This is a genomic window from Klebsiella sp. JN_Kp126 (assembly GCF_033843325.1).
Classification (GTDB): Bacteria; Pseudomonadota; Gammaproteobacteria; order Enterobacterales; family Enterobacteriaceae; genus Klebsiella; species Klebsiella michiganensis.
Genome location: NZ_JAWXQV010000050.1, coordinates 74,768 through 99,562, shown reverse-complemented (window position 1 = coordinate 99,562; position 24,795 = coordinate 74,768). Strand labels below are relative to the sequence as shown.

At 54.3% G+C, this 24,795-nt stretch carries 26 protein-coding genes and 1 tRNA gene; 16 read left to right on the top strand and 11 right to left on the bottom strand.

The genetic code is table 11. The annotated features are described in order from the left end of the window. Nucleotides 1–14: 14 nt before the first annotated feature. The 5 genes from SIK97_RS09400 (at nucleotide 15) to SIK97_RS09380 (ending at nucleotide 4,827) form a co-directional block, all read left to right on the top strand. Complete coding sequence (locus SIK97_RS09400) at nucleotides 15–794, top strand: PTS mannose/fructose/sorbose/N-acetylgalactosamine transporter subunit IIC (RefSeq protein ID WP_025106880.1); 780 nt, start codon at nucleotides 15–17, stop codon at nucleotides 792–794. Next, complete coding sequence (locus SIK97_RS09395) at nucleotides 772–1,623, top strand: PTS system mannose/fructose/sorbose family transporter subunit IID (protein ID WP_057173123.1); 852 nt, start codon at nucleotides 772–774, stop codon at nucleotides 1,621–1,623. The genes SIK97_RS09400 and SIK97_RS09395 overlap by 23 nt, the downstream gene beginning before the upstream one ends. Nucleotides 1,624–1,635: 12 nt before the next feature. Then, nucleotides 1,636–2,697 (top strand): SIS domain-containing protein, encoded by a 1,062-nt coding sequence (locus SIK97_RS09390; protein WP_047724579.1) that lies wholly within the window; start codon nucleotides 1,636–1,638, stop codon nucleotides 2,695–2,697. Between the two features lie 17 nt (nucleotides 2,698–2,714). Further along, entirely contained in the window at nucleotides 2,715–3,725 is a 1,011-nt protein-coding gene (locus tag SIK97_RS09385; protein WP_025106878.1) for an SIS domain-containing protein, read from the top strand. 139 nt (nucleotides 3,726–3,864) lie between these two features. Beyond that, on the top strand, nucleotides 3,865–4,827 hold the full coding sequence (locus SIK97_RS09380) for an Rpn family recombination-promoting nuclease/putative transposase (RefSeq protein WP_047724573.1): 963 nt from the start codon (nucleotides 3,865–3,867) through the stop codon (nucleotides 4,825–4,827). A gap of 52 nt (nucleotides 4,828–4,879) precedes the next feature. Here SIK97_RS09380 and opgB read toward each other — a convergent pair whose 3' ends face one another. The 6 genes from opgB to SIK97_RS09350 form a co-directional block, all read right to left on the bottom strand. Then, a complete protein-coding gene (gene opgB / locus SIK97_RS09375) occupies nucleotides 4,880–7,171 on the bottom strand; it encodes a phosphatidylglycerol--membrane-oligosaccharide glycerophosphotransferase (RefSeq protein ID WP_057173124.1) in 2,292 nt (763 codons plus the stop codon). A 257-nt stretch (nucleotides 7,172–7,428) separates the two neighbouring features. Further along, on the bottom strand, nucleotides 7,429–7,923 hold the full coding sequence (locus SIK97_RS09370) for a DUF2501 domain-containing protein (RefSeq protein ID WP_014227812.1): 495 nt from the start codon (nucleotides 7,921–7,923) through the stop codon (nucleotides 7,429–7,431). A gap of 65 nt (nucleotides 7,924–7,988) precedes the next feature. Continuing rightward, complete coding sequence (dnaC, locus tag SIK97_RS09365) at nucleotides 7,989–8,726, bottom strand: DNA replication protein DnaC (RefSeq protein WP_014227813.1); 738 nt, start codon at nucleotides 8,724–8,726, stop codon at nucleotides 7,989–7,991. A gap of 2 nt (nucleotides 8,727–8,728) precedes the next feature. Beyond that, the gene (gene dnaT, locus SIK97_RS09360; protein WP_047724569.1) at nucleotides 8,729–9,268 is read right to left on the bottom strand and encodes a primosomal protein DnaT; all 540 of its coding nucleotides are present in this window, start codon (nucleotides 9,266–9,268) and stop codon (nucleotides 8,729–8,731) included. A gap of 108 nt (nucleotides 9,269–9,376) precedes the next feature. After that, entirely contained in the window at nucleotides 9,377–9,850 is a 474-nt protein-coding gene (locus SIK97_RS09355) for a threonine/serine exporter (protein WP_004098364.1), read from the bottom strand. Further along, the gene (locus SIK97_RS09350; RefSeq protein ID WP_025106875.1) at nucleotides 9,841–10,617 is read right to left on the bottom strand and encodes a threonine/serine ThrE exporter family protein; all 777 of its coding nucleotides are present in this window, start codon (nucleotides 10,615–10,617) and stop codon (nucleotides 9,841–9,843) included. The genes SIK97_RS09355 and SIK97_RS09350 overlap by 10 nt, the downstream gene beginning before the upstream one ends. A 283-nt stretch (nucleotides 10,618–10,900) precedes the next feature. Between SIK97_RS09350 and pobA the strand changes: the two genes are divergently transcribed. The 4 genes from pobA (at nucleotide 10,901) to bglJ (ending at nucleotide 14,619) form a co-directional block, all read left to right on the top strand. After that, nucleotides 10,901–12,085 (top strand): 4-hydroxybenzoate 3-monooxygenase, encoded by a 1,185-nt coding sequence (pobA, locus tag SIK97_RS09345; protein WP_032747826.1) that lies wholly within the window; start codon nucleotides 10,901–10,903, stop codon nucleotides 12,083–12,085. A 22-nt stretch (nucleotides 12,086–12,107) separates the two neighbouring features. Then, nucleotides 12,108–12,977: a helix-turn-helix domain-containing protein gene (locus SIK97_RS09340; protein WP_032747828.1), complete on the top strand. Its 870-nt coding sequence runs from the start codon at nucleotides 12,108–12,110 to the stop codon at nucleotides 12,975–12,977. Nucleotides 12,978–13,255: 278 nt separating this feature from the next. Further along, nucleotides 13,256–13,978 (top strand): helix-turn-helix transcriptional regulator, encoded by a 723-nt coding sequence (locus SIK97_RS09335; RefSeq protein ID WP_014227819.1) that lies wholly within the window; start codon nucleotides 13,256–13,258, stop codon nucleotides 13,976–13,978. Continuing rightward, complete coding sequence (gene bglJ, locus SIK97_RS09330; protein WP_032747831.1) at nucleotides 13,939–14,619, top strand: DNA-binding transcriptional activator BglJ; 681 nt, start codon at nucleotides 13,939–13,941, stop codon at nucleotides 14,617–14,619. Before SIK97_RS09335 ends, bglJ begins: the two co-directional genes overlap by 40 nt. Nucleotides 14,620–14,632: 13 nt before the next feature. On the opposite strand, the gene SIK97_RS09325 is transcribed toward bglJ, so the two are convergent. Beyond that, on the bottom strand, nucleotides 14,633–15,091 hold the full coding sequence (locus SIK97_RS09325; RefSeq protein ID WP_014227821.1) for a YbaK/EbsC family protein: 459 nt from the start codon (nucleotides 15,089–15,091) through the stop codon (nucleotides 14,633–14,635). Between the two features lie 340 nt (nucleotides 15,092–15,431). Here SIK97_RS09325 and SIK97_RS09320 point away from each other — a divergent pair, with 340 nt between their 5' ends. Next, a complete protein-coding gene (locus tag SIK97_RS09320) occupies nucleotides 15,432–16,775 on the top strand; it encodes a PTS sugar transporter subunit IIC (RefSeq protein ID WP_025106871.1) in 1,344 nt (447 codons plus the stop codon). A 46-nt stretch (nucleotides 16,776–16,821) separates the two neighbouring features. Here the strand turns inward: SIK97_RS09320 and fhuF are convergent, their stop codons facing one another. Next, the gene (gene fhuF / locus SIK97_RS09315; RefSeq protein WP_025106870.1) at nucleotides 16,822–17,610 is read right to left on the bottom strand and encodes a siderophore-iron reductase FhuF; all 789 of its coding nucleotides are present in this window, start codon (nucleotides 17,608–17,610) and stop codon (nucleotides 16,822–16,824) included. A gap of 108 nt (nucleotides 17,611–17,718) precedes the next feature. Continuing rightward, a complete protein-coding gene (locus tag SIK97_RS09310; protein WP_014227824.1) occupies nucleotides 17,719–18,765 on the bottom strand; it encodes a GGDEF domain-containing protein in 1,047 nt (348 codons plus the stop codon). Between the two features lie 263 nt (nucleotides 18,766–19,028). Here SIK97_RS09310 and SIK97_RS09305 point away from each other — a divergent pair, with 263 nt between their 5' ends. Continuing rightward, nucleotides 19,029–19,268, top strand: a complete 240-nt coding sequence (locus tag SIK97_RS09305) for a DUF1435 domain-containing protein (RefSeq protein WP_014227825.1) — start codon at nucleotides 19,029–19,031, stop codon at nucleotides 19,266–19,268. A gap of 19 nt (nucleotides 19,269–19,287) precedes the next feature. On the opposite strand, the gene SIK97_RS09300 is transcribed toward SIK97_RS09305, so the two are convergent. Then, a tRNA-Leu gene (locus SIK97_RS09300) sits at nucleotides 19,288–19,374 on the bottom strand. A 168-nt stretch (nucleotides 19,375–19,542) separates the two neighbouring features. After that, nucleotides 19,543–20,571: a 16S rRNA (guanine(1207)-N(2))-methyltransferase RsmC gene (rsmC, locus tag SIK97_RS09295; RefSeq protein WP_057173125.1), complete on the bottom strand. Its 1,029-nt coding sequence runs from the start codon at nucleotides 20,569–20,571 to the stop codon at nucleotides 19,543–19,545. Nucleotides 20,572–20,729: 158 nt separating this feature from the next. Between rsmC and SIK97_RS09290 the strand changes: the two genes are divergently transcribed. The 5 genes from SIK97_RS09290 (at nucleotide 20,730) to osmY (ending at nucleotide 24,761) form a co-directional block, all read left to right on the top strand. Next, nucleotides 20,730–21,143, top strand: a complete 414-nt coding sequence (locus SIK97_RS09290) for a DNA polymerase III subunit psi (protein WP_014837349.1) — start codon at nucleotides 20,730–20,732, stop codon at nucleotides 21,141–21,143. Further along, the gene (gene rimI, locus SIK97_RS09285) at nucleotides 21,112–21,558 is read left to right on the top strand and encodes a ribosomal protein S18-alanine N-acetyltransferase (RefSeq protein ID WP_004098383.1); all 447 of its coding nucleotides are present in this window, start codon (nucleotides 21,112–21,114) and stop codon (nucleotides 21,556–21,558) included. The genes SIK97_RS09290 and rimI overlap by 32 nt, the downstream gene beginning before the upstream one ends. A 14-nt stretch (nucleotides 21,559–21,572) precedes the next feature. Further along, the gene (gene yjjG, locus SIK97_RS09280; protein WP_004098385.1) at nucleotides 21,573–22,250 is read left to right on the top strand and encodes a pyrimidine 5'-nucleotidase; all 678 of its coding nucleotides are present in this window, start codon (nucleotides 21,573–21,575) and stop codon (nucleotides 22,248–22,250) included. Between the two features lie 92 nt (nucleotides 22,251–22,342). Then, nucleotides 22,343–23,932, top strand: coding sequence for a peptide chain release factor 3 (prfC, locus tag SIK97_RS09275; protein ID WP_004098388.1), 1,590 nt, complete (start codon nucleotides 22,343–22,345; stop codon nucleotides 23,930–23,932). A 217-nt stretch (nucleotides 23,933–24,149) separates the two neighbouring features. After that, nucleotides 24,150–24,761, top strand: a complete 612-nt coding sequence (gene osmY / locus SIK97_RS09270) for a molecular chaperone OsmY (RefSeq protein WP_014227828.1) — start codon at nucleotides 24,150–24,152, stop codon at nucleotides 24,759–24,761. Nucleotides 24,762–24,795: the final 34 nt, after the last annotated feature.

The window sequence follows — 24,795 nt, the reverse complement described above, 5'->3', positions numbered from 1 at the left end:
GCGGAGGACAGATTATGGTAGAGGCTCTCTTACTGGGTCTGGTGGCGTTTATCGCGCAATCGGAATATGCCCTGGGGACGTCGCTGATTTCGCGGCCAATCGTCACCGGGCTGCTGACCGGGCTGGTGCTGGGGGATGTCCAGACCGGCGTCATCATGGGCGCGACGCTTGAGCTGGCGTTTATCGGCTCTTTCTCCGTCGGCGCATCGATCCCGCCTGATGTAGTAACCGGCGGTATTCTCGGCGTGGCGTTCGCTATTACCTCCGGCGCAGGAACGGAAACGGCGCTGCTGCTTGGCCTGCCCATCGCCACCCTGACGCTGATCCTGAAAAACGTCTATCTGGGGATGTTTATCCCGATGCTCAGCCAGAAGGCTGACGGCTACGCGGAGCGGGCGGATACGGGCGGCATTGAGCGCATGCATCTGATTGCCGGCTTCGGGCTGTCGCTGATGCTCGCCACGGTGGTGACCATCTCATTCCTGGTCGGCAGCAATGCGGTGAAATCCCTGCTCGATACCATCCCGGAATTTATCAAACACGGGCTCAGCGTCGCTACCGGCATTATTCCGGCACTCGGCTTCGCAATGCTCGCCAGGCTGCTGATTAATAAGAAAGTCGCGCCGTACTTTTTCCTCGGCTTTGTGCTGATGGCCTACCTGAAAATCCCGGTGACCGGCATCGCTATTCTCGGCGCTATCGTGGCGGTGGTGATGGTTAACGTCACCGCGCTGAGCTCACCTCGTACGACGACAGAACAAGGAGTCAGCGATGACGACGAAGATGATTTCTGAAGAAACTCTGCAACCGCAGGCGCAGGAAGAGGCCCGTATCACGCCGCGCGATCTACGCCGGGTATTCTGGCGCTCCTTCCAGATGGAGTTCTCGTGGAACTATGAGCGGCAGATGAATCTCGCCTTTGTTTACGCGCTGATTCCGGTGCTGAAAAAGCTCTATCCGCGCAAAGAGGAGCTGGCCGGGGCGTTGAAACGGCATCTGGTGTTCTTCAATACCACGCCGCATATCGTCACCCTGCTGCTGGGGATCACCACGGCGATGGAGGAGAAGAATAGCCAGCAGAAGAACATGGACGCCAACGCGATTGATAACGTCAAAGCGTCGCTGATGGGGCCGCTGGCCGGGCTGGGGGACTCCTTTTTCTGGGGCACGCTGCGCCTGATCGCTACCGGCATCGGCACCAGCCTGGCGTTAAAGGGCAACATTCTCGGTCCCATTCTGTTTCTGCTGGTGTTCAACGTGCCGCACATCCTGGTGCGCTGGTTCTTTACCCGCTGGGGCTATGTGCTGGGCACCGGGGTTCTGCAGCGGATCCAGAAGAGCGGAATGATGGAGAGCCTGACCTACGGCGCGTCGATTATCGGCCTGATGGTGGTCGGGGCGATGACCGCCTCAATGATTGATATCACCATCCCCCTCTCATTCGGCGCCGGAGAGGCGAAAACCCAGGTGCAGGACATTATCAACGACATCCTGCCCTGCATGCTGCCGCTGGGGAGTTTTGGCATCGTTTACTGGCTGCTGGGGCGCAAGGTTAAACCGCTTTCTATTATCGGCGGAATGGCGCTGGTGGGCATTCTGGGGTCGTGGATAGGTTTATTTTAACGGGAGTCGAAAATGGTACCAACGATGATGACCTATATCAGCGAAGAGTCGGCCTGTCTGACGCAGATCCTGCGCGACTACCGGCAAAAGCTGGCGGCGATTGAGACCTTTGCCCGCCAGCACCCGGTGCGCCGCATTCTGCTGTTGGCGACCGGCTCGTCGCTGAACGCCGCCCTGTGCGCGCGCTATTTCTTTGAGCAGCGCTTCGGCGTACTTGTTGAGATTAAAGAGCCGTACAACTTTACGCACTACGAGGCGGTCGATCCGCATACCGATCTGGTGGTGGCGATTTCGCAGAGTGGAAAAAGCGCCTCGACGCTGGCGGCGATGCGTAAGGTGCAGGCATTGAGCCTGCCGGTTTTTGCGCTGACCTCCGATCCGCAAAGCCCGATCGCCCGGGCCTGCGACGGGATACTGGATATCAATACCGGGATTGAGAGCGTGGGGTTTGTCACCCGCGGGTTTAGCGCGACGGTGCTGAATTTGCTGCTGATGGCGTTGATGATTGCCCGTGCCCAGGGGAACGCCAGCGAGGCCGAGGAGCAGCGCTATCTTGCCGAACTGCAGCGGCTGGCGGCGGCGATCCCGGATGTCATTGACCGCACCTCGCGGTTTATCGACAGGCATGGCGAAGCGCTGCGGGGCGGCGAGCGCTTTGTCGCCACCGGCTATGGCGCGCTGGTGGGCGTCGCGAAGGAGTTCGAAACCAAATTTACCGAAACGGTACGCGTGCCTTCCAGCGGTTTTGAACTTGAGGCCTATATGCACGGCCCCTATCTGGAAGCCAATGCCCGCCATGTGATGCTGTTTATTGAAGATGCGCCGGATGCGCGGAGCCGGGCGCTGCGGGACTATATGGCGCCGTCCATTGCCCGCGCCTTTACGCTGACGCTGAGCGACGAAGAGGATGCGCAGACGCTGGCGCTAAGCTGCCCGTGTGAACATCACCTGGCGCCGCTGCTGCTGATTGTTCCCGTCCAGATGCTGGCCTGGCATACCGCCGGCCTGAAAGGCATCGATCTGGCTAAACGTATTTTTGACGATTTTGATCGCGTCTTAAAAAGTAAAATCTGATTATTCAGGAGAAAACTATGTTGGGTTTTAATCAGGACGAGTACCTGACCAGTGCTCGCGAGATCATCGCTGCGCGCAAACAGGCGGAAACCGTTGCCGATGATATTTATCAGAGCGGCTGTAGCGCCTTATTTTTCGCCTCGGTGGGCGGTTCTTTGGCGCCGATGATGGCAATAAATGAGTTTGCAAAAGAATTAACCAGCGTGCCGGTTTACCTTGAACAGGCGGCGGAATTAATTCATCGCGGACATAAAAAATTAAATAAAGATGCGGTGGTGGTGACGCTATCTAAATCCGGCGATACCAAAGAGTCGGTGGCCATTGCCGAATGGTGCAAAGCGCAGGGGATTCGCGTGGTGGCCATCACCCGTAACGCCGATTCGCCATTAGCCGAGGCGGCGAGCTGGCATATTCCGATGTGCCACAAGAACGGCGTGGAATATGAATATATGCTGCTCTACTGGTTATTCTTCCGCGTCATTTATCGTCACGGTGATTTCGCGAATTACGATCGTTTTGCACGCCAGCTGGAATTGCTGCCGGAAAATCTTCTGCAGGCCAAACGCCAGTTCGATCCGCAGGCGGATAAAATCGCCGCTCAGTATCACGGCTGCGACTATATGATGTGGATCGGCGGGGCGGAAATGTGGGGTGAGGTCTATCTGTTCTCAATGTGTATTCTCGAAGAAATGCAGTGGAAGCGGACCAAATCGGTGAGTTCAGCCGAGTTTTTCCACGGCACCCTGGAGCTGCTGGAAAAAGAGGTCCCGCTGTTCCTGGTCAAAGGCGAGGGTAAATGCCGGGCGCTGGATGAGCGCGTCGAACGCTTCGCTGAGAAGATCACCGACCATCTGGTGGTGATTGACCCGCGCGACTATCCGCTGAACGGCATTGATGAGGCTTTCCGCTGGATTATGGCGCCGTGCGTGGTTTCCACCCTGCTGGTGGACAGGCTGGCGGCCCATTTTGAACACCATACCGGGCACGACCTTAATATCCGCCGTTATTATCGTCAGTTTGATTACTAAGCTTTGCTGATGGCGGCCAGCCGGGCTGGCCGCTGCGCGATTCTCCGAGGCGCTTCCCATAAAATCATCGCCAAAACCAACGAAGTAAAAACCGATGGTAGAGTCCGGCTTTCCTTCTCTTCCAGGCAAGCGGACGGCCATGAAAAAACGGATGACCTCGACGCCGCACGATGCGGTCTTTAAGCGATTTCTTCGCCACCCGGAGACGGCGAATGATTTTCTCACGCTGCATCTGCCGGAAGCGATCCGCCAGCGGTGTGATTTTTCTACCCTACGGCTGGAGCCGGCGAGCTTTATTGATGAAGATCTGCGCGCCTGGTATTCGGACGTACTGTGGTCGGTACAAACCCCCTGCGGCCTGGGATATGTGTATGTGGTGATAGAGCACCAGAGTTCGCCGGATAACCATATGGCTTTTCGCCTGATGCGCTATGCGATTGCCGCGATGCAGCGGCACCTCGACGCCGGGCACAAAACGCTGCCGCTGGTGGTGCCGATGCTTTTTTATCACGGCGCGACCAGTCCTTATCCCTTTTCCCTGAACTGGCTGGACGAATTTGCCGACCCGCAGATGGCGAGGACGCTGTACGCCTGCCCGTTTCCGCTGGTTGACGTAACGGTGATGCCGGACGATGAAATCGTTCAGCACCGGCGGGTCGCTCTGCTGGAGCTGATGCAAAAGCATATTCGTCAGCGCGATCTCAGCGGGATTACGGAGTCGTTGGCGACCCTTGTGATGCTGGGATACACTAACCGCAGGCAGTTAAGAGTGCTGTTTCATTATATGCTGCAGTACGGCAATAGCGCCGATCCGAGCGTGTTTCTCCGCCGGTTGGCCCGCCGTCTGCCACACTATGAGGAGAGGTTGATGTCTATCGCTCAAAAGCTCAAGCAGGAAGGTCGGCAAGAGGGAAGGCAGGAAGGGATACAAGAAGGCCGACAGGAAGGCCGGCAAGAAGGGCGCCTGGAAGGCCTGCAGGAAGGGAGCCGGCGGGAAGCGCTGCGCATTGCCGGCAGTATGCTGCAGAACGGTTTAGATACCGAGACGGTACAGCGGATTACCGGACTGTCGGCGGATGAGCTAAAGCCGCTGCATAGCTAATTTCCACCCATCGTCACCACGGCCCGGCGAAAAAGCCGCCGGGCACGATGGCTTATCCTTCGCTTTTCACCACTTTGATTTCAACCATGCCGATGCCCAGCTGACGCGGAGAGTGGCCGAGAATATTGCCCTCGTTCGTGGACTGCGGGTCCGGCGGCGCAATCGTCAACGTACTGCTGCGCGACGGATTATCGAAATGCAGGGTGGTGGTGGTGACATCATTGGCCAGCGTTAGCGTTTGTTCGCTGTTGCCCACTCGTACCGGAATTGGCTTATTGGCATTCGGCCCGTAGGCTTTGGCGGTAATCACCAGATCGAATTTCTCCGGCAGCGGCTCTTTATATTCAATTTTCACTTCACTGCCGAGCTGGGCATTAGACCAGCGCCCCCAGGTTTCCGGTCGGGAGATGCCGCTGAACTGCTTCACCTCTTCCGGCGCGCCGGCGACGTTAAACAGGAAGCTGTCGGCTTTATAGCGAATATCGTTATCGACGATCTTCAGCGTATCGACGTTGCCTTTATAACGCTCCATGTCGATAAGGGTATCTTTGAACGCGGTTTTACCTTGCCACTGGGCTTTGTCGACGCGCTGGACTTTCTGTTCGCCCCCCAGCTGGCCCTGCGAGACGCACCAGTCGGTGGAGAGCGCCACTTCCGGCGACCACAGCTGACCCATCTTGTAGCAGCGGTCGACCCAGACGAAGTTATCGCGCGGCGCGAAATCGGCCAGCTGGAAGCGCAGCGGCGCGGAGTATTCGCTTTCCGGCAGCGGCTCAACGCGCTTATCGGAGATACGCAGCAGCAGCGGCAGGCGGAAATGGCTGCCGGAGAAGGAGATCATATTCTTCTGTGAATCCACGGTGAAATTCTTCATCTCTTTGGGGAAATTCCACAGGCGGATGATATCCGGCTTCCACGCCAGCACCTTCTCTTTCATATTGAGGAACACGGCGGAGAGCGACTCGCCGGAAAGGCTGCTGCGGCCAAGGCCAATAAAGTTATCGCCGCCGAGGATATCGAGCACCGTCGCGCCGTTATCCATGGTATTACGCTTGATGGCCAGCGTATCCTGCCGGGGCTCATCGCCGCGGAGAACGAAAAACAGGTTGCTGCGATTCTGCTTATTCAGATAGTCCCAGGCGCTGTTTTTCATTGCCAGGTGATCGGATGACACCACGATGACCGTATTTTTGAACCACGGCGAAGCTTTAATCTTCTCGATTAACGCCGCGATATGCTCCTGACTACAGGAGACGGCGCTGAACGAAAGATTCTTTTTACCGTCCATATCGTAGCTTTTACGCTGGCAGGTGCGGGAGATAAAGCCATCCGGATGATGGGTATCGACCGTCAGCGCAAACAGCGAAAAGCGTTTTCCTGACTGCGAAAGCGCTTCGAATTTTTTCCAGGTTTCATCAAGAACCGTATCATCGTAGAACCCCCAGTCGTTACGATAGGTCGGATCGGCGACCGTGGTTTTTAGCTCTTCCGCGCCGTACAGATGATCGAAGCCGTGAGATTTAAGGAAAACGTCTTTTCCGGCGAAGCGCAGATTAGCGCCCTGCACAAAGTAGTTCTCATAGCCCGAGTTTTTCAGGATATCTCCAAGGCAGATATTCTGCGGGAAAAAGCTGGAAACCGAGGCCGAGGCGTTGCCTTCAAACGGCGCAAACAGCGGGATCCCGCACTGGGAGGCGACCATTCCGGCAATCGTGTAGTCGGTACCGGGGAGCTGGGCGGTGTTGCTGAAGTCCAGCCCCTCGCTTTTCAGTTTGCCGAGCTCTGGGGTCAGGTTCGGGAACGCATCGTTATTAAAATAAGTGCGCTCAAGGCTTTCGCCGTAAATGTACACCAGGTTCAGTTTCGGGTTGGCGATGCTTTTTGACGGCTCTTTGTAGTAAGCCGCAAAGTCAGGATCGCCATCGCGGGACTGGGATTTAACCAACTCGCTAATCTGGCGGAAGGCGGGGCTGGCATCCACTGACGCCAGCGCCAGAACCAGCGCCACCAGGCTGTAACCAAAGTGATGAGGATGATGCCGGCGACGGCGGAGCACCCAGCCGAGTGCGCCAAATACCGCGACCAGCGCGACGACCAGCCCCACGCCCGGCAGAATATATTTGCCCACGCCGGCGCCCGTCAGGCTGTTGGTCAACGTATAAAGTACCGCGTCATTGATACCGTCGCCGGTGAAGTAATTGCTGGCGTAGAGGGTAATATTCAGAACAACGAACAGGCCCAGCACCGTGAGGGTGGCGGCGAACCACCAGGTATTACGACCGGCTTTTAATGCGTAAATCATCACCGAAGCAAGAAACAGGGCGATGGATAACAACTCTGACACAGCTCATCCTCATTCACGCCAGCTGTCGGCTGGCCAGATAGATCTTTTTTCACGCTACACTGTAATTGCAGCGCAATATTGCCGCAATTGTATCGTCATGAATTTGTGCTGTGGTTCAGAATTGGTTTAGAAATCGCCATTTTTGAACTGCCTCACATCCAGTCAGCCAGGGGATTTGGGGGAAAGATGTTAAAAAACAGACGTTGCCGCCGCGCAGGCCAAGGTAACGCGCCAAACGCGGCATTAAGAGGATAAAATCAGGAGAGGAAGCTCACGCCCTGTTTTAAGACCAGATCGCAGGCTTTGGTTTTCACTTTTTCCGCCAGCGGGCTGCTGCCAAGGGTGTTCAGATTCAGCTGCTGGCCGTCTTTACTGGTCAGCAAGCCCTGAAGGCCCTCAAGATAGCTGGTGTCCTCTTTTTGTTTTTCCGGCGTGCTGAGACCCAGCTTATCCAGAACCTGATTTTTAACGTTTTCGGTATTGGTAACCGAAGCCAGCTTCTGTTTCGCGCAGTAAGACATAATCCCGGCGGCATTATTCATGCTGCTGGAAGTCAACGACTGGCTGCCGCCGTTGAGCAAACCGGTCAGCGAAGAGAGGGACATACCGCCGCTTTGCTGGCTTCCGCTCTGACTGCTGAGCTGGTTAGCGGCGCTGGAGAGCGAATCCTGCCAGGAGGTGGCGTGCGCGCCAAAGGTCAATAAAGCGCCGGCCACCATTGCCGTGCGGAACAACGTTTTTGCAGATTTCATAGACGTACTCTTCGCCGTGACTGAATAATCCCCTGATTATAACGCCGGCGGGGTTCAGAAATATCTTAATACTCTTTTCCGGTTACGCGATCGCGGTAGCTGTCCCAGTTGAAGTTAACCCACAGGCTATTGCCCAGCCGCATCCGGTCCATCACGCGCTCGCCGAGCAGCTTGTTCATCTCGTCCATGGTGCTGTTGGTTAGCATACCGGTAGGGCGCTTTGACGAAGAGCGGCGATCGACGATCTGGTTAATAATCACCTTTTCGTAGCGTGATTCCGTTTGCATGCCGATTTCGTCAATCACCAGCAGGTCCACCTTGCTCAGGTCGGTGAGCAGCTGCTCTTCGCTGGTTTCCCGGTTGCCAAAGGTATCTTTCATCGCTGACATGATATCGGCGACGGTGATAATCAACACCGACTTACCCCGAAGCAGCAGTTCGTTGCAGATAGCGGCGGCGAGATGGTTTTTTCCGGTACCCGGTTTGCCGGAGAAGATAAAGCTGGCGATATTGCCGTCGAACTCCTCGACGTACTGGCGCGCTCGGGACAGCGCAATCATCTGGCCTTCACACTCCACCCGGTAGTTATCCAGCGAGCAGTTTTGATGCAGCGGGCGGATGCCGGAGCGGTTAAAGGTTCGCTGCATTTTCATGGCCCGGTTTTCGCGTTCCAGCGCCTCAGAACGCAGCTTGCCCTGTTCTTTTTGCCATGCCAGCAGCTCCTCACCTGTCTTAAACGCGGGTTCGACATGGGCTGGCATCATCTTTTGCAGGCGCTTCATTAAATCGCCGACATTTTTCATGCTCATCCTCGGAATCCTCGTGGAATGTGATTATCAGGTTCGCTAATCGCGTTGACGTCCCGGCGCGGCTGGCCGCCGTTGCTGGCCCGGCCAATCTGTACGCTGCGCGCCAGCTTCTGCTGCCACTGGACATGATGAAAGACTTTACCTTCAGCCTGCCAGTAAGCGACAAATGCCGCCAGCTCTTCCGGCGTAACGGGCTGGCTCAGGGCGATGCCCCACAGCGCGGCCAGGCGCTGAAAATCCGCATCCGGCTGCCAGTCGGCGTACATCGGAAATTTCCCCATCGGAACCGCAACGGGGGTCGCCGTCGGCTCGTCAAAAAACTGCGCGTCCAGCGCAATATCGCTGTTAGGACGCGCGAGTTTTGCTTCCAGCTCCAGCAGCTGCGACAGACGCTCCGGCGTCAGCGCATAGAATGCGGGGGCGTTGTTGGCAAATACGGCGACGGCGCCGCTGGCCGATTTTGCCAGTACCGCTGCGTGATCCTGCATGAAGTCATCCAGACCGCTAAAATCGGTAGTTAATATTCGTGAAGACATAAATCAATCTCAACTCTGAACAACTAAAAAGAGAGGGGTAGCTGCACACATAGTAGCATAGAGGTCGCTCAGGAAGGAGCGCCGCGGGCGACCCGGCGGCGCGATTAGCTAGACGCGCGGACGCTTGCGATACAGCCAAAGCCCGGGGATAGACAAGCCAATGGATAATGCGCCAACGATCGATGAAGCCTTAAGGAAGTTGCTCAGCAGCATAATCATCATCTCTTCCGAGTAGCCGAAATGGCTGATTTTCACCGCTGAAATCATCGCGGTATAGGCGGAGATGCCGGGGAACATCGGGATCACCGCCGCTACGGTAAAAATCTTCGGGTGCGCCAGATACCAGCGGGACCACTGGATACCGATGCTGCCAACCAGCAGTGCCGCCATAAACGTCGCCCACTCAATATTAAAACCCGCCGTCATCATGACCATGCGCGAGCCGTGGCCGATAGCGCCCAGCAGCGCGCACCAGCGCAGCGCCCGCTGCGGGACGTTGAACACCATGGCGAACCCGACGGCGGGAATGGCTGCCAGCATCATATCCAGCGCCAGTTCGTAGAGATAGAAAATTATGCCCATCCGCGTAGCCCCCACATCGTCATCGCCATCACCACGCCGATACAGGTGGCGAGCGTCAGCAGGCTGGCAATGGCCCAGCGCGCCAGACCGGTGTTGATATGCCCCTTAAACATGTCGGCAACGGCGTTGATCAGCGGAAAACCGGGTACCAGCAGCAGCACGCTGGCGGCCATCGCGATCGTCGGCGTGCTGGCGAAAGCCGGCAGGCGCAGCATCAGCCCGGAGATAGTCGTTGCGACGAAGGCGGTGAGGCAAAAGTTGATTTGCGGATGCATTGAACGATGGGTGAGTACCTGGCGAATATACATGGCTACCGTACTGGCGCAGAAGGTGACCAGCGCACCGTCCCAGCCGCCGTTGTTAAGTTTGCAAAAGCAGGCGCAGGAGAGGCCGACCATGAAAACCAGCAGCCAGCGCGGATAGCGCAGCGGCTTGATTTGCGCGAATCGCTTTTCGACATCCTTATAATCCAGCAGCTTATGCTCTGCCATAATCACAATATGCTGAACCTCCGTGACGACGTGCATGTTGATGCCGCGATCGGTGTTTTTTCGCGTTGAGGTCAGACACTCCCCGTCCTTAATGGTGGTGAGAACAATCGCATTCGAAGAGATGGCGCTTTCCACGCTATCCATCCCTAAGGCCAGACCCAGACGGGTTGAGAGCTCCTCAACCAGCGCGCTTTCCGCGCCGTGTTGTAATAAGAAAAGACCACATTGAATACACAATCGCGTGATAGCGCGCTGAGTTGCCCGATCTGCTTGCATAAATACCTGCTGTCCGTGATGCCCGTTGCCGTAGTGTCTGGCGATACTTTTACCTGAAGTCTTGTTTTAGCTGAGCGGTCAGGATCAAACAATGTGTAAAAAACCACCCGCTCTACGGGAACCCTGAAATTTGAACTCTGCCACACTTCCGCAAGATTGGTGAAAAGTCCAATTTTTGCACCCGTTTCTCCCTTCTTTTTCCCATCAGAGTTATCAAAAATGCAAATTCAAACTTTTAATAAACAAAAAACAAACAAATAATTAACCATGCTGAGGCGATGCGATGAAAACACAGGTGGCGATTATCGGAGCGGGCCCGTCGGGACTCCTGCTGGGGCAGTTATTACATCACGCCGGGATTCAGACCGTCATCCTTGAGCGACAGACGCCTGAGTATGTGCTGGGGAGGATCCGCGCGGGAATTCTGGAAAGCGGAACGGTAGAACTGCTGCGCGAAGCCGGGGCGGCCCGGCGAATGGATGCGGAAGGGCTGATCCATCACGGCGTCGAATTTTTGTTTGAGGGCAAGCGCGTACCGGTTCCGCTGACGGAACTGACGGCAGGCAAAAGCGTGATGGTGTATGGCCAGACCGAAGTGACGCGGGATTTGATGGCGGCGCGGGAGGCATGCGGGGCAGCGACGATTTATGGCGTCAGCGATGTCACCATTAATGAGGCAAAAAGCGATCGACCGTCGGTCTCTTTTATCAGCAATGGCGAAAACTGCCGCCTTGAGTGCGACTTTATTGCCGGCTGCGACGGCTTTCACGGCGTGTCCCGTCAGAGCATCCCGGCAGGGGTGCTGAAAGAGTACGAGAGCGTCTGGCCGTTTGGCTGGCTCGGGCTGCTGGCCGATACGCCACCGGTGAACCCGGAGCTGATTTACGCCCACCACGAGCGGGGGTTTGTGCTCTGTAGTCAGCGCTCACTAACTCGAAGCCGCTATTATCTGCAGGTACCGCTTAGCGAAAAGGTGGAAGAGTGGTCTGATGAACGCTTCTGGACTGAGCTCAAGCGGCGTCTCCCTGATGAGCTGACCAATAAGTTAGTAACCGGTCACTCACTTGAGAAGAGTATCGCGCCGCTGCGCAGCTATGTAGTGGAGCCGATGCAGTACGGGAGGCTATTTCTGCTGGGGGATGCGGCGCATATCGTACCGCCTACCGGGGCGAAGGGGCTGAATCTCGCGGCGTCCGATGTGAACTATCTTTGGCGGATCCTGCGTGAGTATTATCACCATGGCCGTATTGACCTCTTAGCCAGCTACTCGCGTTTGGCGCTGGATCGGGTGTGGAAAGGTGAGCGATTCAGCTGGTTTATGACGCGTCTGCTGCATGATTTTCCGCAACAAAGCGAGTTCGACAGAAAAATGCAGGCGGCGGATCGTCGCTACTATCTTGAATCACGCGCCGGGTTAACCACTATCGCTGAAAACTATGTGGGTCTGCCGATGGAACGCGTGGCGTAATAGAAAAGGCTCTGGAGTCGTGATGCAGGCAGCGAGTACCATTCCCGTTTTCAAACTGTATGGCGAAGATCAGGGCTGGCCAACGCCCGATCTTCTGCACTGTGAGTCCATACTCCAGCGCAGCCATCTTTATGAATGGCATATCCGCGTGCATCAGCACGCAGAGCTGGTGCAGCTACTGTATCTGCATAAAGGGCGGGCGGAGATTGAAATCGAAGGCGCGACGACCGTGATGACGGAGTCCTGTATTCAGGTGGTTCCGGCGCTATGTATTCATGGATTTCGCTTTTCGCCGGGTACGGAGGGCTACGTTTTGTCGCTGGCGCTGCCGCTGCTCGGAAGCCTTGAAAATCAGTTTGGCAGTCAGCTGGATGTGCTCGGCCACCCGCGTTGCGTGTCGGTGAAGAGCTCCCGGGGCCATATCCGGGCGCTGTTTACCGCTTTGCAAGAGGAGTACCGCGAAGATTACGATGCGCGCGAAATGATGCTTCATTCACTGCTGGGAGCGCTGTTGGTCTGGCTGAATCGGCAATATCAACCGCAGCTCATAACGGAGGACAAAGCGGAACGTAAGCGGAGCGTCATGCGTCATTTCTCGCGCCTTATCGAAAGCCACTATCGTGAACATATGCCATTAGCCGGGTATGCCAGGGAGGTGGGGGTGTCTGCGACTCATTTGAATTATTTGTGCCATGAATTTTATGGCTGCAGCGCACTGGGAGTTTTACATCAAAGGTTGATGCTTGAGGCGCGTCGCAACCTGCAGTACACCAGCATGACTATCGCTCAACTTTCTGATTACTTAGGGTTTACTGACGCGGCCTATTTTTCTCGCTTCTTTCGCCGCTATAGCGGTGAATCACCAAAAGTATTTAGGAAAAAAATAAAATAAATAAATCTTTATTTAATATATCTTAAGTTAGCGTATCTAACGACGATGTTAACCATTTCTAATTTATTGATGACAACTACCTGTGTTAATGTTAATCATTGGTATGGATAACAGCAATATGTTACTCCTCATTATTAAGTTGGCTTTAGGGTGCGATATCGCGCACCCGCCAGGGATGATAAAGATTCATTTGGGCAAAATAATTACGATGACTATTAAATTATGCATCCAATTGTTTTTCCGCCGGCGGTGAGTCTTCGACAGGAAGCGGAGGGTTTATGTTACCAGGACAAGGTAAGTTCGGCATTATTATCAGCAGAATACCGGTTATGCAGTCCGGCTTAAAAGCCATCGTTGGGGAGCATCTCCCTGATTATGAATTGAGTTTTTGTCGTTCTCAGGATGAGCTAACCCTGCTGCAGCTGCGTCGTGCAGTGTTAGTCATTGCTGACTTGTCCGGTGAAATAGAGCATCCAAGAAATATTTGCGAACATTACTACTCTTTAATGACTCAATACAGGGATATACACTGGGTCTTTATGGTAGGCAACGCCTGTTTTCCGTTAGCTGTTCAATTATTAATGCGTCCTGAAAGTACATTAATTTCGGACAGCGAGCCGGTAAAACGTCTCATTGAGGTTGTGCGCGCGGGTGGACTTGCCGCTGAACGAATTAGCCAGACGTTGTTCTCTCCTGAGGTAGAACGCATCGATGAAGAACCGCAAAAGCTGGTTATTCTGACTCTTTCTGAGCGTAAGGTGTTGAGGCTTCTTGCAAAAGGATGGGGAATTAATCAAATTGCTGCTTTATTGAAGAAGAGCAATAAAACCATAAGTGCGCAGAAAAATAGTGCTATGCGCCGCTTATCTTTGCGTAGTAATGCAGAGATGTATGCCTGGATTAATAGTGCACAGGGAATGAAGGAGCTGAATATTTATTCAGCCTATGGAGATCAAACAGAATGGAAAAAGACCTCACAACAAGATATGTCGCTGTCGTAGAGAAATGTGCGATGACAGAAGTGGCGCTTCGCCACATATTAATTAATGAAAGTGGTAAGAATTATCGTATTCAGTTCTTTAAAGATACGATGGCATTAAAACGGGAGTTTCAGGCGAGAGATTTTTCTGCGATTATTTTTTCACTTTCAGGTAACCGCAGATCCCGACTTGAAAGCTTGCTCTTTCTCCATGAGATCGCGCGTTATTGTCCCGACACGCAAAGAATTATCTTAGCTAATGATGAAGCGGAAATGCGTTTGGTCAGCCATCTGACGCCTTCTCGCTTACACGGTATTTTGAATAAATCGGCCTGTCGGCTACAGCTGCAGGAGTGCTTGCTTCAGCTTCTCGATCGTAGCTATCCGGCGAATGAGAGCTCGTTAAGCCAAAAGCAGAGTATCTATAGCCAACTTTTGAGCCCAACGGAACATACCATCCTGCGATATATGTCTTATGGCTACTCGTTGCCGGAAATAGCGACGCAGCTGGAACGCAATATCAAAACGATTCGGGCCCATAAGTTTAACGCCATGACCAAGCTCGGCGTCAGTTCTGATATGGGACTACTGAGCGCGGCAGACATACTCATGCGCCTGTCGGCGAATAATGATGATGCCACGGTGATGCGCCTTGCTCAGTAACCTCAGCGGTCTGTTAAAGACACACGTCAATCCACTTAGCATCAGTCAGCTGCGCCAACCGTTCAGGTGAAATACGAACGGCGCTATATATTGAACCTGCTGCTGGCAGCACTTCCGGGTACTGCCTCAGTGAGATATCGCAGTACACAGCCAGCGGAACTTCCAGGCCAAATGGGCAGACGCCGCCAATGGGGTGTCCCGTTAGCGTAATGACCTCATCGCTGCTTAGCATACGGGCTTTAGCGCCAAAGGCTTCCTTTAGCTTTTTATTATCCAGGCGCGCATCGCCTTTCGCGACAACGAGAACAACCCTTTCTTTTATTTTTAAAGACAGGGTCTTGGCGATTTGCCCGGGTTCAACGTTATGCGCCGCTGCGGCTAACGCTACCGTGGCCGTGCTCTGAGTAAGTTCGATGATTTCGATATCGGGGGCGTGGTCAGTAAAAAACTGCCGCACGGACTGCAGACTCATTGGAATCTCCTGATTAAGGCTTGTTAAAAATCTGTCACAAGCTTCGCAAAGTGTAAATATCCATGGTAGAGAATCAAGATTCTTTTTAATTTCTGGATCTCCTTCACATTCACCGCAACCGGTTACTGTAACCGGTTGCGGTTATTCACGGAGACAGGAATACTGACAAGGTAACTTCCCTGCGTCACCTATAACAAAGAGCCGAAGATGAATCGAACCTGGTTGAGCAGTCAGGCCAGCAGGCTACCCGATTGGGTAACTCCCTCGCCGAAGCGGGTTCATCATAACGGCAAGATAATCGTTGTTGGGCCTGTTCATCTAGCCTGTCAGGAGGGCTGCTATGTCTGCTAACCATGCTGCATTTAATCTGATATTTCGCTTCGTAGAAAATTACATCAGCCCTGTCGCTGGACGCATCTCGTCTCAGCGCCACGTTATGGCAATCCGCGACGGTTTTATCTCCGCCATGCCGTTTATGATTGTCGGCTCTTTTCTGCTGGTATTTGCGTATCCGCCGTTTTCACCGGATACCACATGGGGATTTGCCCGCGCCTGGCTGGATCTGGCAAAAGAGTTTGAAGGACGAATTCTGACGCCGTTCGATATGACGATGGGCATTATGTCGATCTACATTTGCGCCGCGATCGCCTATAACCTCGGCAAGCATTACGAAAAAACCAATCAGCTCGACCCCTTTATGTGCGCCATGCTGTCGATCATGGCCTTCCTGCTGGTGGCGGCGCCAAAAACGAACGGCAACCTGCCGGTAGATAGCCTGGGAGGAACGGGCATATTTACGGCGATTCTGGTGGCGGTCTACTGCGTTGAAATGATGCGCTTCCTGAAGGCGCATAATATCGGTATTCGCTTGCCGGATCAGGTGCCGCCGATGATCAAAAACTCGTTTGATCTGTTGATCCCGGTACTGGTTGTCGTCCTGACGCTCTATCCCCTGAGCCTGCTTATTCAGCATCATTTCGATATGCTGATCCCTCAGGCGATTATGGCTATCTTTAAGCCGCTGGTTTCCGCAGCGGACTCCTTACCCGCAATTTTGTTGGCGGTTCTGGTGGGCCACCTGCTGTGGTTTGCGGGGATCCACGGTGCGGCCATTGTTTCCGGCATGCTGCAAATGTTCTGGCTCACTAACCTCGGCATGAACCAGCAGGCCCTGGCTCAGGGGGCTCCGCTGCCGCATATCTTTATGGAAGCGTTCTGGACATTCTTTATTGTGATTGGCGGTTCAGGGGCGACGATGGGGCTGGTATTCTGCTATCTGCGCAGCCGCTCCGCGCATCTGCGTTCGATTGGCCGTCTGAGCGTGGTGCCAAGCCTGTTTAACATCAACGAGCCGGTTATTTTTGGCACCCCTATCGTGATGAACCCGGTATTCTTTATTCCCTTCCTGCTGGCGCCGATGGTTAACGCCGTACTGGCCTGGGCGGCAATGAAGCTGGATCTTATCGGCCGGGTGATTTCGGTTGTACCGTGGACTGCTCCGGCGCCGATTGGCGGCGCGTGGGCGCTGGGGTGGGATTTCCGGGCGGCGATTCTGGTGGTCGTCCTGGCCTGCGTTTCGGCGATTATCTACTTCCCGTTCTTCAAGGTGTACGAGAAACAGCTGCTCGCGCAGGAGGCCGAAGAGGCGCAGCGCATGGCGGAAGAGAGTCAGCAAACGGCATAAAAACAAACGGGCGGCTGAATAGCCGCCCGTTTGTTTTCACCATCGATTATTTCAGCGTACAGTCCCCGCACTGCTGTACGTCCGGCAGGCGATAGCGCTGGCAGCAGGTGCGGCGCACGAGCTGCCCTTCACGTAAAACCACCGTACGCCACAGCGGGTTATCCTCACCGCCTGATAGCTGTTTGTTGAAGAAGAAGAGCTGACGCAGCGCGGCTACTTTTTCATCTCCGACCAGGGTTCTCATTTCCCCAAGATACCAGTTAATCAAATAACCCGTATTGCTCCAGATAAGTTTGCCATTGATATCGCCAGTGGCTTCAAGCGCCTGCACCACGGGTTGCAAAGCGGTGGTGACCAGCTTTTCCATCCGGGACTGAGCGGATTCTGCCGAGGAAGTACCTGCTGAATGGATATCAATCCAGAAACAGGCGGCACGGCCTGTTTCATGAAACTCGACGCGAAAATGCTCCGGCGCCAGGCTAACGGCGCGTTCTTCACTCAACAGCGCCAGCATTAAAGGGGGCACCAGTAAACCGATGTACCATTGTGCCCAGAGGGATAGCAGCGGTTTTTGCTCACGGGCTTGCCCGGGCTGGTTGCGATAAATATGGTCAGAATACGTCGCGATTAACGAACTCAGCGTCGCGGGCTGCGACCACTCAGCCAGGGTGAGGGCATGGTGAGGGGCTTCTTCATTCAGACGGATAAAATCCAGCAGATGCGGACGTAACGCGGTAATCTTGTCCCGTATTGCGTTCGCCAGTTCACGCTCAGCCGAAGGGAGCGGAGCCCGCCAGATGATCTCATTGTTGAATGCAAGTGAACGGTAAGCCATCGGGTGCCAGATACAAATCTAAATGATAATGATTTCTGATACTAATGCCGCGGCACCGGCTTGGCAAGAGATTTGTCCGCGCGGTGACGCCTGCCGCGCGGTAAAGGCCTAGCTGGTGAGAATAATGTTACGTCCCATATTTTTGGCTTCGTAGAGCGCGTTGTCCGCCCGTTTCAGCGCGCTGTCGATATCCGCATCCATCAGCGGCGTCATGCCGATACTGATGGTCACGTTGGTCGCGACGCTTTCATTAAACATATGCGGGATTTTCAGATCGTAGACCCGCTGGCGGATGCGCTCTGCGGCCTGAAGGGCGTTTTCCGCACTGCTGCTGGTCAACAGCACCATAAACTCCTCGCCGCCAAAGCGGGCAACGATGTCGCGCGAGCGCACGGCGTTACGAATGGCGGCGGAGACCTGAATCAAAGCCTGGTCGCCCATCATATGCCCGTAGTGGTCGTTGTAGGCTTTGAAATGATCAATGTCCAGTAGCAGAACGTAATGCCCGGCGCCGTCGAGAGAAAGAATGGTGTCCAGCCGGTTTTGTAAGCCCCGGCGATTATACAAACCGGTAAGCGGATCCAACATACTGAGATCGTTAAGGGTATTGCGTTCCTTCAGCAGCTTATCCATGAGCCCCTGCGTGAATACATCGCTGCGTTTCTGAATAAGGCTTTGCAGGGTGATACCGGCAATAGGCAACAGAAAGCACCAGGACATGCGCAGCCATTGTTCTCCTCCGCCAAGAATCAGGCAGATAAGGTATGTGGGTAAAGAGTGCAAAGTAAAGCCAATGATATTGCTGGAAAAAGCAATGGTGCCAATAAATAACACGCTTAATAAGGCGATCACCAGGTAGTTAAAATGCGGCGGCCCCATCACCATTGCTTTTAGCGCAACGTGCCACGCCCAAAGCAGGCCAAATAGCAGAGAAATAACCGGAATATTTATTTTGTGCTGAGAGAATTTACAGTGCCATAGCAGCAGGACCGTGCTGCAGGCAACTATCAGAAAACAGGGTAATGTAAAAGTGATGACGGTAAAGAGCGGGCTGACAAGGGATAAGACGGATGAAACTAAATTAAGCAGTAAAAATAGCCGTAAGGAATACTGATATTTCTGTTCGTAATGGGAGCGCCAGGATTGTGCAGTCATGTCGGAGTTGTCATTATTAATCGTTAAAATTCAATGTGATGTTAGTTTGAAGTGAATAATAAAAAACAGTGCGCAAAATAAGGTTTTTACGAAATAATCAGATAATTTAATATATTATTTTTTGCCGCTTAATTTATCACCTTCATGAATGTATGTCATTACCACAAACGTAAAGAATAAGGACGCGCTATTTCCCTGGGATGACAAATGATAAAAATTAACATATGATATTGGTTATCATTATCGTTGTGAGAGGCGAAAACATGTTGCAGCGAACTTTAGGGAGTGGATGGGGCGTGTTAATCCCTGGCGTACTGATTGCCGTCCTCGGGTTTGCCGATTTGTCGGTAGATGCCTGGCGCGGATTGGTGACGCTGGGAATGCTCATGTCAGCGGTGATGATTTGGCACCGTCAGCTAAGGCACTTTGTTCTGCTGCCATCATGCGTGGCGCTGGTCAGTGGGATGATGCTGGTAATAATGAATTTGAAGCTGATGGGATAAAACGGAAGGGTAAGAATATTGGTGCGAGGGGGGGGACTTGAACCCCCACGTCCGTAAGGACACTAACACCTGAAGCTAGCGCGTCTACCAATTCCGCCACCTTCGCATACCATCGACACTATGAAAGTATCGTTACCACGGAGGCGCATTCTAGTGGTTTTCAGCTATTCGTCAATAGTTAATTGTATCAGTTGGATTGATTGTTGCAAAAATGGACGGTCAGAGAGGAAAAACATCGGCGACCAGCGTCTGCTGGCGCCGAAAAAACGCAGGATTATTTCTTCGCCTGACGGGTCATCACCGTCCGGTAGACCTTAAAGCGGCCCGTTTGGGCAATCACTTCATGGAAGCCGAAGATCTCATCCAGCACGTTCGGATAGGGCAGGAAGGCGTTAGCGACGATGCGCAGCTCGCCACCGCTGTTCAAATGACGAACAGCGCCGCGAATCAGCGTTTGCGCGGCCTCCAGGCTGGTCTGTAGACCATCGTGGAAAGGCGGGTTGGAGATAATCATGTCGAAGCGGCCGTTCACTTCAGAGAACACGTTGCTGGCGAACACTTCCCCTTCGATGCCGTTAGCGGCCAGCGTGGCGCGACTGGCTTCAACTGCCGGGGCGCTGACGTCGCACAACGAGAGGCGGACTTTAGGCGAGTGGCTGGCCAGCACGGTTGCCAGCACGCCAGCGCCGCAGCCGACATCAAGCACTTTACCTTTGGTATGCGGCGTCAGCGTGGAAAGCAGCAGCTGGCTACCGACATCCAGGCCATCGCGGCTGAAGACGCCCGGCAGCGTTTTAATCGTCAGATTTTCCAGCGGATACTCGCCCCAGAATTGCTCGGGATCGAAGGTCGGCTGTTTTTCCAGACGACCGTGATACAGCCCACAGCGGCGCGCGCTGTCGACTTTAGTCAGCGGCGCATATTCCGCCAGCATCTGCTCGGCGCTGCGCACGCCGCTGCGGTTTTCGCCAACCACGAAAATATCAATACCGACCGGCAGCAGGGACAGCAGATTCATCAGCTGAAACTGCGCTTCCGGTTTGTTCTTTGGCCAGTAGTAAATCAGCGTATCGCAATCGGCGACATCGCCGGCCTCTGCGACCAGGCTATAGCGGGCATTTTCGCCCATCTGGCGGCTCAGTACCTGCCAGTGGTGGAACTGCTGGGTATGGGCGCGGCTGGCGGCCGTGTCCAGACGTGCGGGCAGGTCATCCTGCAGGTCACCGGCAAACAGAACGCGGGCGGACTCGAAATCATCACTGTGGCGCAGCAAGACTTCACTTGCCGGGGTAAAAGCGGACATGAAACACTCCTTCATTAAGACTGGCGCCGATTATACACGTTATCTTTCGGCCTGCCTCTTTGTTGGCGGCGGGATGCGCTCCGACCGCCGCGTAGTTTGTTGGCGCAGATACGACGGATTTGCTATATTGCGCGCTTAATTAACAGGAGTGTTTCGCTATGACATCCCGACGAGACTGGCAATTACAGCAGCTGGGCATCACCCAGTGGTCGCTACGTCGTCCTGGGGCGTTACAGGGTGAAATCGCTATCTCGCTTCCTGGACACATTCGTCTGGTGATGGTGGCGGAAGAACCGCCATCGCTGACCGAACCGCTTATCAGCGATATTCTGCGCGCGCTGGCCCTGATGCCGGAGCAGGTGATGCAGCTGACGCCTGAACGCGTTGCGATGCTGCCTCAGGACGCACGCTGTAATAGCTGGCGGCTGGGCACCGACGCGCCGCTGCTGCTGGCGGGCGCACAGCTTTCCACGCCCGCTTTCGATGAACTTCAGACCAGCACGCCTGCTCGCATGGCGCTCTGGCAACAGATTTGCGCACATGAACACGATTTCTACCCTCAACCCGGCTGATTTGCCCCGCGCCTGGCAAATTGAAACGCGCGCCCACGCTTTTCCGTGGAGCGAACAGACGTTTGCCAGTAATCAGGGCGAGCGCTATCTGAATCTTCAACTGTCCGTGGACGGCGTGATGGCGGCCTTTGCCATTACGCAAATCGTGCTCGACGAAGCGACGCTGTTCAATATTGCCGTCGACCCCGCTTTCCAGCGTCGCGGTCTGGGCAGGGCGCTGCTGGAACGGGTGATTGATGAAGTTGAAAAACGCGGCGTCGTCACGCTGTGGCTGGAGGTGCGCGCGTCTAACGTCGCCGCCATCGCGCTCTATGAAAGCTTAGGCTTTAACGAGGCGACGATTCGCCGCAACTATTACCCCACGGTCGACGGACGTGAGGACGCCATCATAATGGCACTGCCAATCAGTATGTAAGACAAGGTGATACGATGAAGTGGGACTGGATTTTCTTTGATGCCGACGAAACGTTATTTACGTTTGACTCATTTAGCGGCCTACAGCGGATGTTTCTCGACTATAGCGTGACGTTCTCCGCAGAGGATTTTCAGGACTACCAGGCCGTGAATAAGCCGCTATGGGTGGATTATCAAAACGGCGCCATTACCTCTCTTCAGCTGCAGCATCAGCGCTTTGACGGTTGGGCGGAACGCCTGAACGTCCCTCCCGGCGAGCTGAACGCCGCGTTTATGAACGCGATGGCGGAGATCTGCTCGCCGCTGCCGGGAGCGGTATCGCTGCTTGATTCGCTGCAGGGGAAGGTAAAAATGGGCATCATCACCAACGGTTTTACCTCACTGCAGCAGACGCGTCTTGAACGTACCGGACTGCGCGATCACTTTGATTTGCTCATTATTTCCGAAGAGGTTGGGGTGGCTAAGCCGGATGCGCGTATTTTCGACTATGCGCTGGCGCAGGCGGGCAATCCCGATCGTTCGCGGGTGCTGATGGTTGGCGATACGGCGGAATCGGATATTCGCGGCGGCGTGAATGCCGGGCTGGCGACCTGCTGGTTCAACCCCCATCAGCGCGAACTGCCCGCGGACCTCCGCGCGGACTGGACGGTCACCTCTTTAAGCGAACTGGAGCAACTCCTGTGTAAACACTGATTGCCTCCCCCCCATTGATGGGTAAAATAGCCGCAATTTTTTCGTATTCAACATGCGCGGCGCGTTGCCGCGTTTACTAAGAAGATTGAATTATGACGTTGTCTCCTTATTTGCAGGAGGTGGCCAAGCGCCGCACTTTTGCCATTATTTCTCACCCGGATGCCGGTAAAACGACCATTACTGAAAAGGTGCTGTTATTCGGACAGGCTATTCAGACCGCCGGAACGGTGAAAGGTCGCGGCTCCAGCCAGCATGCGAAATCTGACTGGATGGAGATGGAAAAGCAGCGCGGTATCTCCATCACCACGTCCGTGATGCAGTTCCCGTATCACGACTGCCTGGTTAACCTGCTCGACACCCCGGGCCACGAAGACTTCTCCGAGGATACCTACCGTACCCTGACGGCGGTGGACTGCTGCCTGATGGTTATCGATGCCGCGAAAGGCGTCGAGGATCGTACCCGTAAGCTGATGGAAGTCACCCGTCTGCGCGATACGCCGATCCTGACGTTCATGAACAAACTCGACCGCGACATCCGCGATCCGATGGAGTTGCTGGATGAAGTGGAAAACGAGCTGAAAATCGGCTGCGCGCCGATCACCTGGCCGATTGGCTGCGGCAAACTGTTCAAGGGCGTTTACCATCTTTATAAAGATGAAACCTACCTGTATCAGACCGGTAAAGGCCACACCATCCAGGAAGTGCGCATCGTGAAGGGGCTGGATAACCCGGAGCTTGATGCCGCGGTGGGTGAAGACCTGGCGCAGCAGCTGCGCGATGAGCTGGAGCTGGTGCAGGGCGCGTCTAACGAATTCGATAAAGAGCTGTTCCTGGCGGGCGAAATTACGCCGGTATTCTTCGGCACCGCGCTGGGTAACTTTGGCGTCGATCATATGCTGGACGGTTTAGTGGAGTGGGCGCCCGCGCCGATGCCGCGCAAAACCGACACCCGCACCGTGGAGGCCGCGGAGGAGAAGTTCACCGGCTTCGTCTTTAAAATTCAGGCCAACATGGACCCGAAACACCGCGACCGCGTGGCCTTTATGCGCGTGGTTTCCGGTAAGTACGAGAAGGGTATGAAGATGCGCCAGGTGCGTATCGGCAAGGACGTGGTGATCTCCGACGCGCTGACCTTTATGGCCGGCGACCGTTCGCATGTGGAAGAGGCGTATCCGGGCGATATCCTGGGTCTGCATAACCACGGCACCATTCAGATTGGCGATACCTTCACCCAGGGTGAAATGATGAAGTTCACCGGTATCCCGAACTTCGCCCCGGAACTGTTCCGCCGCATTCGCCTGAAAGATCCGCTCAAGCAGAAACAGCTGCTGAAAGGGCTGGTTCAGCTCTCTGAAGAGGGAGCGGTGCAGGTGTTCCGTCCGATCGCCAATAACGATCTGATCGTTGGCGCGGTGGGTGTGCTGCAGTTTGATGTGGTTGTTGCTCGCCTGAAGAGCGAGTACAACGTTGAGGCGATTTACGAGTCCGTCAACGTCGCGACCGCACGCTGGGTGGAATGCAGCGACGCGAAGAAATTCGAAGAGTTTAAGCGTAAGAACGAAATTCAGCTGGCGCTGGATGGCGGCGATAACCTGACTTATATCGCCCCGACCATGGTTAACCTGAACCTGACGCAGGAACGTTACCCTGACGTCCAGTTCCGTAAAACCCGCGAGCACTAATCCTCTCCGGAGCGCGGTTTTCGCCGCGCTCCACGCCATTTTCCCCTCGGATTGCCCTTTCTGGAAAGTTCTTAATTCTTACCGTTTTGCGCGCTTTTTTACCCGTTAATGCCGCACTCTTCCGCGTATCTACTACATTTAATAAGTAATTTTTGGAATCCTGGCTTAATAGACTACTTATTTTGCTTTACCTGCTTAGATATAACGAGGAACAACGATGACAAAACTTAAGAGCGGCAAGACACTCCTGGCCCTCTTCCTGGGCTCAGCAATAATCAGCGCTTCGGCGTATGCGGAAAACTCGACCGCAGATAGCGCAAAATCTGCAGCAAGCAATGCCGGGCAAGCCGTCGATAATTCGATGAACAAAGTCGGGAATTTTATGGACGACAGCACCATCACCGCCAGGGTGAAAGCGGCGCTGATCGATCATAAAGATATTCGCAGCACCGATATCTCTGTGAAAACTGAAAACAAAGTCGTCACGTTAAGCGGTACGGTTGACAGTTCAGAGCAGCATAAGCAGGCGCTTAGCGTAGCGAAAGCGGTTGAAGGCGTGACCTCCGTTAACGACAAGCTTAGCGTACAGAACGAAAAATCTGCTTCGCTGAAGGGCTACGCCGGCGACACGGCGGTGACCAGCGAGATCAAAGCGAAATTACTGGCTGACGATATCGTTCCGTCGCGTAACGTGAAGGTTGAGACCACCGATGGCGTTGTACATTTATCCGGTACGGTAGAGTCCAGTAAGCAGTCGGAGCGGGCGGAAGGTATTGCGAAAGCCGTTTCCGGCGTCAAAAGCGTGAAGAATGACCTTAGCGTCAAATAAATCTATTCACTAAAAAAATTTATTCTGCGGTCTT

Coding starts and splice junctions, on each gene's coding strand:
- SIK97_RS09400 (WP_025106880.1), top strand. CDS start 15: ATGGTAGAGGCTCTCTTACTGGGTCTGGTGGCGTTTATCGCGCAATCG.
- SIK97_RS09395 (WP_057173123.1), top strand. CDS start 772: ATGACGACGAAGATGATTTCTGAAGAAACTCTGCAACCGCAGGCGCAG.
- SIK97_RS09390 (WP_047724579.1), top strand. CDS start 1,636: ATGGTACCAACGATGATGACCTATATCAGCGAAGAGTCGGCCTGTCTG.
- SIK97_RS09385 (WP_025106878.1), top strand. CDS start 2,715: ATGTTGGGTTTTAATCAGGACGAGTACCTGACCAGTGCTCGCGAGATC.
- SIK97_RS09380 (WP_047724573.1), top strand. CDS start 3,865: ATGAAAAAACGGATGACCTCGACGCCGCACGATGCGGTCTTTAAGCGA.
- SIK97_RS09370 (WP_014227812.1), bottom strand. CDS start 7,923: ATGAAATCTGCAAAAACGTTGTTCCGCACGGCAATGGTGGCCGGCGCT.
- dnaC (WP_014227813.1), bottom strand. CDS start 8,726: ATGAAAAATGTCGGCGATTTAATGAAGCGCCTGCAAAAGATGATGCCA.
- dnaT (WP_047724569.1), bottom strand. CDS start 9,268: ATGTCTTCACGAATATTAACTACCGATTTTAGCGGTCTGGATGACTTC.
- SIK97_RS09355 (WP_004098364.1), bottom strand. CDS start 9,850: ATGGGCATAATTTTCTATCTCTACGAACTGGCGCTGGATATGATGCTG.
- SIK97_RS09350 (WP_025106875.1), bottom strand. CDS start 10,617: ATGCAAGCAGATCGGGCAACTCAGCGCGCTATCACGCGATTGTGTATT.
- pobA (WP_032747826.1), top strand. CDS start 10,901: ATGAAAACACAGGTGGCGATTATCGGAGCGGGCCCGTCGGGACTCCTG.
- SIK97_RS09340 (WP_032747828.1), top strand. CDS start 12,108: ATGCAGGCAGCGAGTACCATTCCCGTTTTCAAACTGTATGGCGAAGAT.
- SIK97_RS09335 (WP_014227819.1), top strand. CDS start 13,256: ATGTTACCAGGACAAGGTAAGTTCGGCATTATTATCAGCAGAATACCG.
- bglJ (WP_032747831.1), top strand. CDS start 13,939: ATGGAAAAAGACCTCACAACAAGATATGTCGCTGTCGTAGAGAAATGT.
- SIK97_RS09325 (WP_014227821.1), bottom strand. CDS start 15,091: ATGAGTCTGCAGTCCGTGCGGCAGTTTTTTACTGACCACGCCCCCGAT.
- SIK97_RS09320 (WP_025106871.1), top strand. CDS start 15,432: ATGTCTGCTAACCATGCTGCATTTAATCTGATATTTCGCTTCGTAGAA.
- fhuF (WP_025106870.1), bottom strand. CDS start 17,610: ATGGCTTACCGTTCACTTGCATTCAACAATGAGATCATCTGGCGGGCT.
- SIK97_RS09310 (WP_014227824.1), bottom strand. CDS start 18,765: ATGACTGCACAATCCTGGCGCTCCCATTACGAACAGAAATATCAGTAT.
- SIK97_RS09305 (WP_014227825.1), top strand. CDS start 19,029: ATGTTGCAGCGAACTTTAGGGAGTGGATGGGGCGTGTTAATCCCTGGC.
- rsmC (WP_057173125.1), bottom strand. CDS start 20,571: ATGTCCGCTTTTACCCCGGCAAGTGAAGTCTTGCTGCGCCACAGTGAT.
- SIK97_RS09290 (WP_014837349.1), top strand. CDS start 20,730: ATGACATCCCGACGAGACTGGCAATTACAGCAGCTGGGCATCACCCAG.
- rimI (WP_004098383.1), top strand. CDS start 21,112: ATGAACACGATTTCTACCCTCAACCCGGCTGATTTGCCCCGCGCCTGG.
- yjjG (WP_004098385.1), top strand. CDS start 21,573: ATGAAGTGGGACTGGATTTTCTTTGATGCCGACGAAACGTTATTTACG.
- prfC (WP_004098388.1), top strand. CDS start 22,343: ATGACGTTGTCTCCTTATTTGCAGGAGGTGGCCAAGCGCCGCACTTTT.
- osmY (WP_014227828.1), top strand. CDS start 24,150: ATGACAAAACTTAAGAGCGGCAAGACACTCCTGGCCCTCTTCCTGGGC.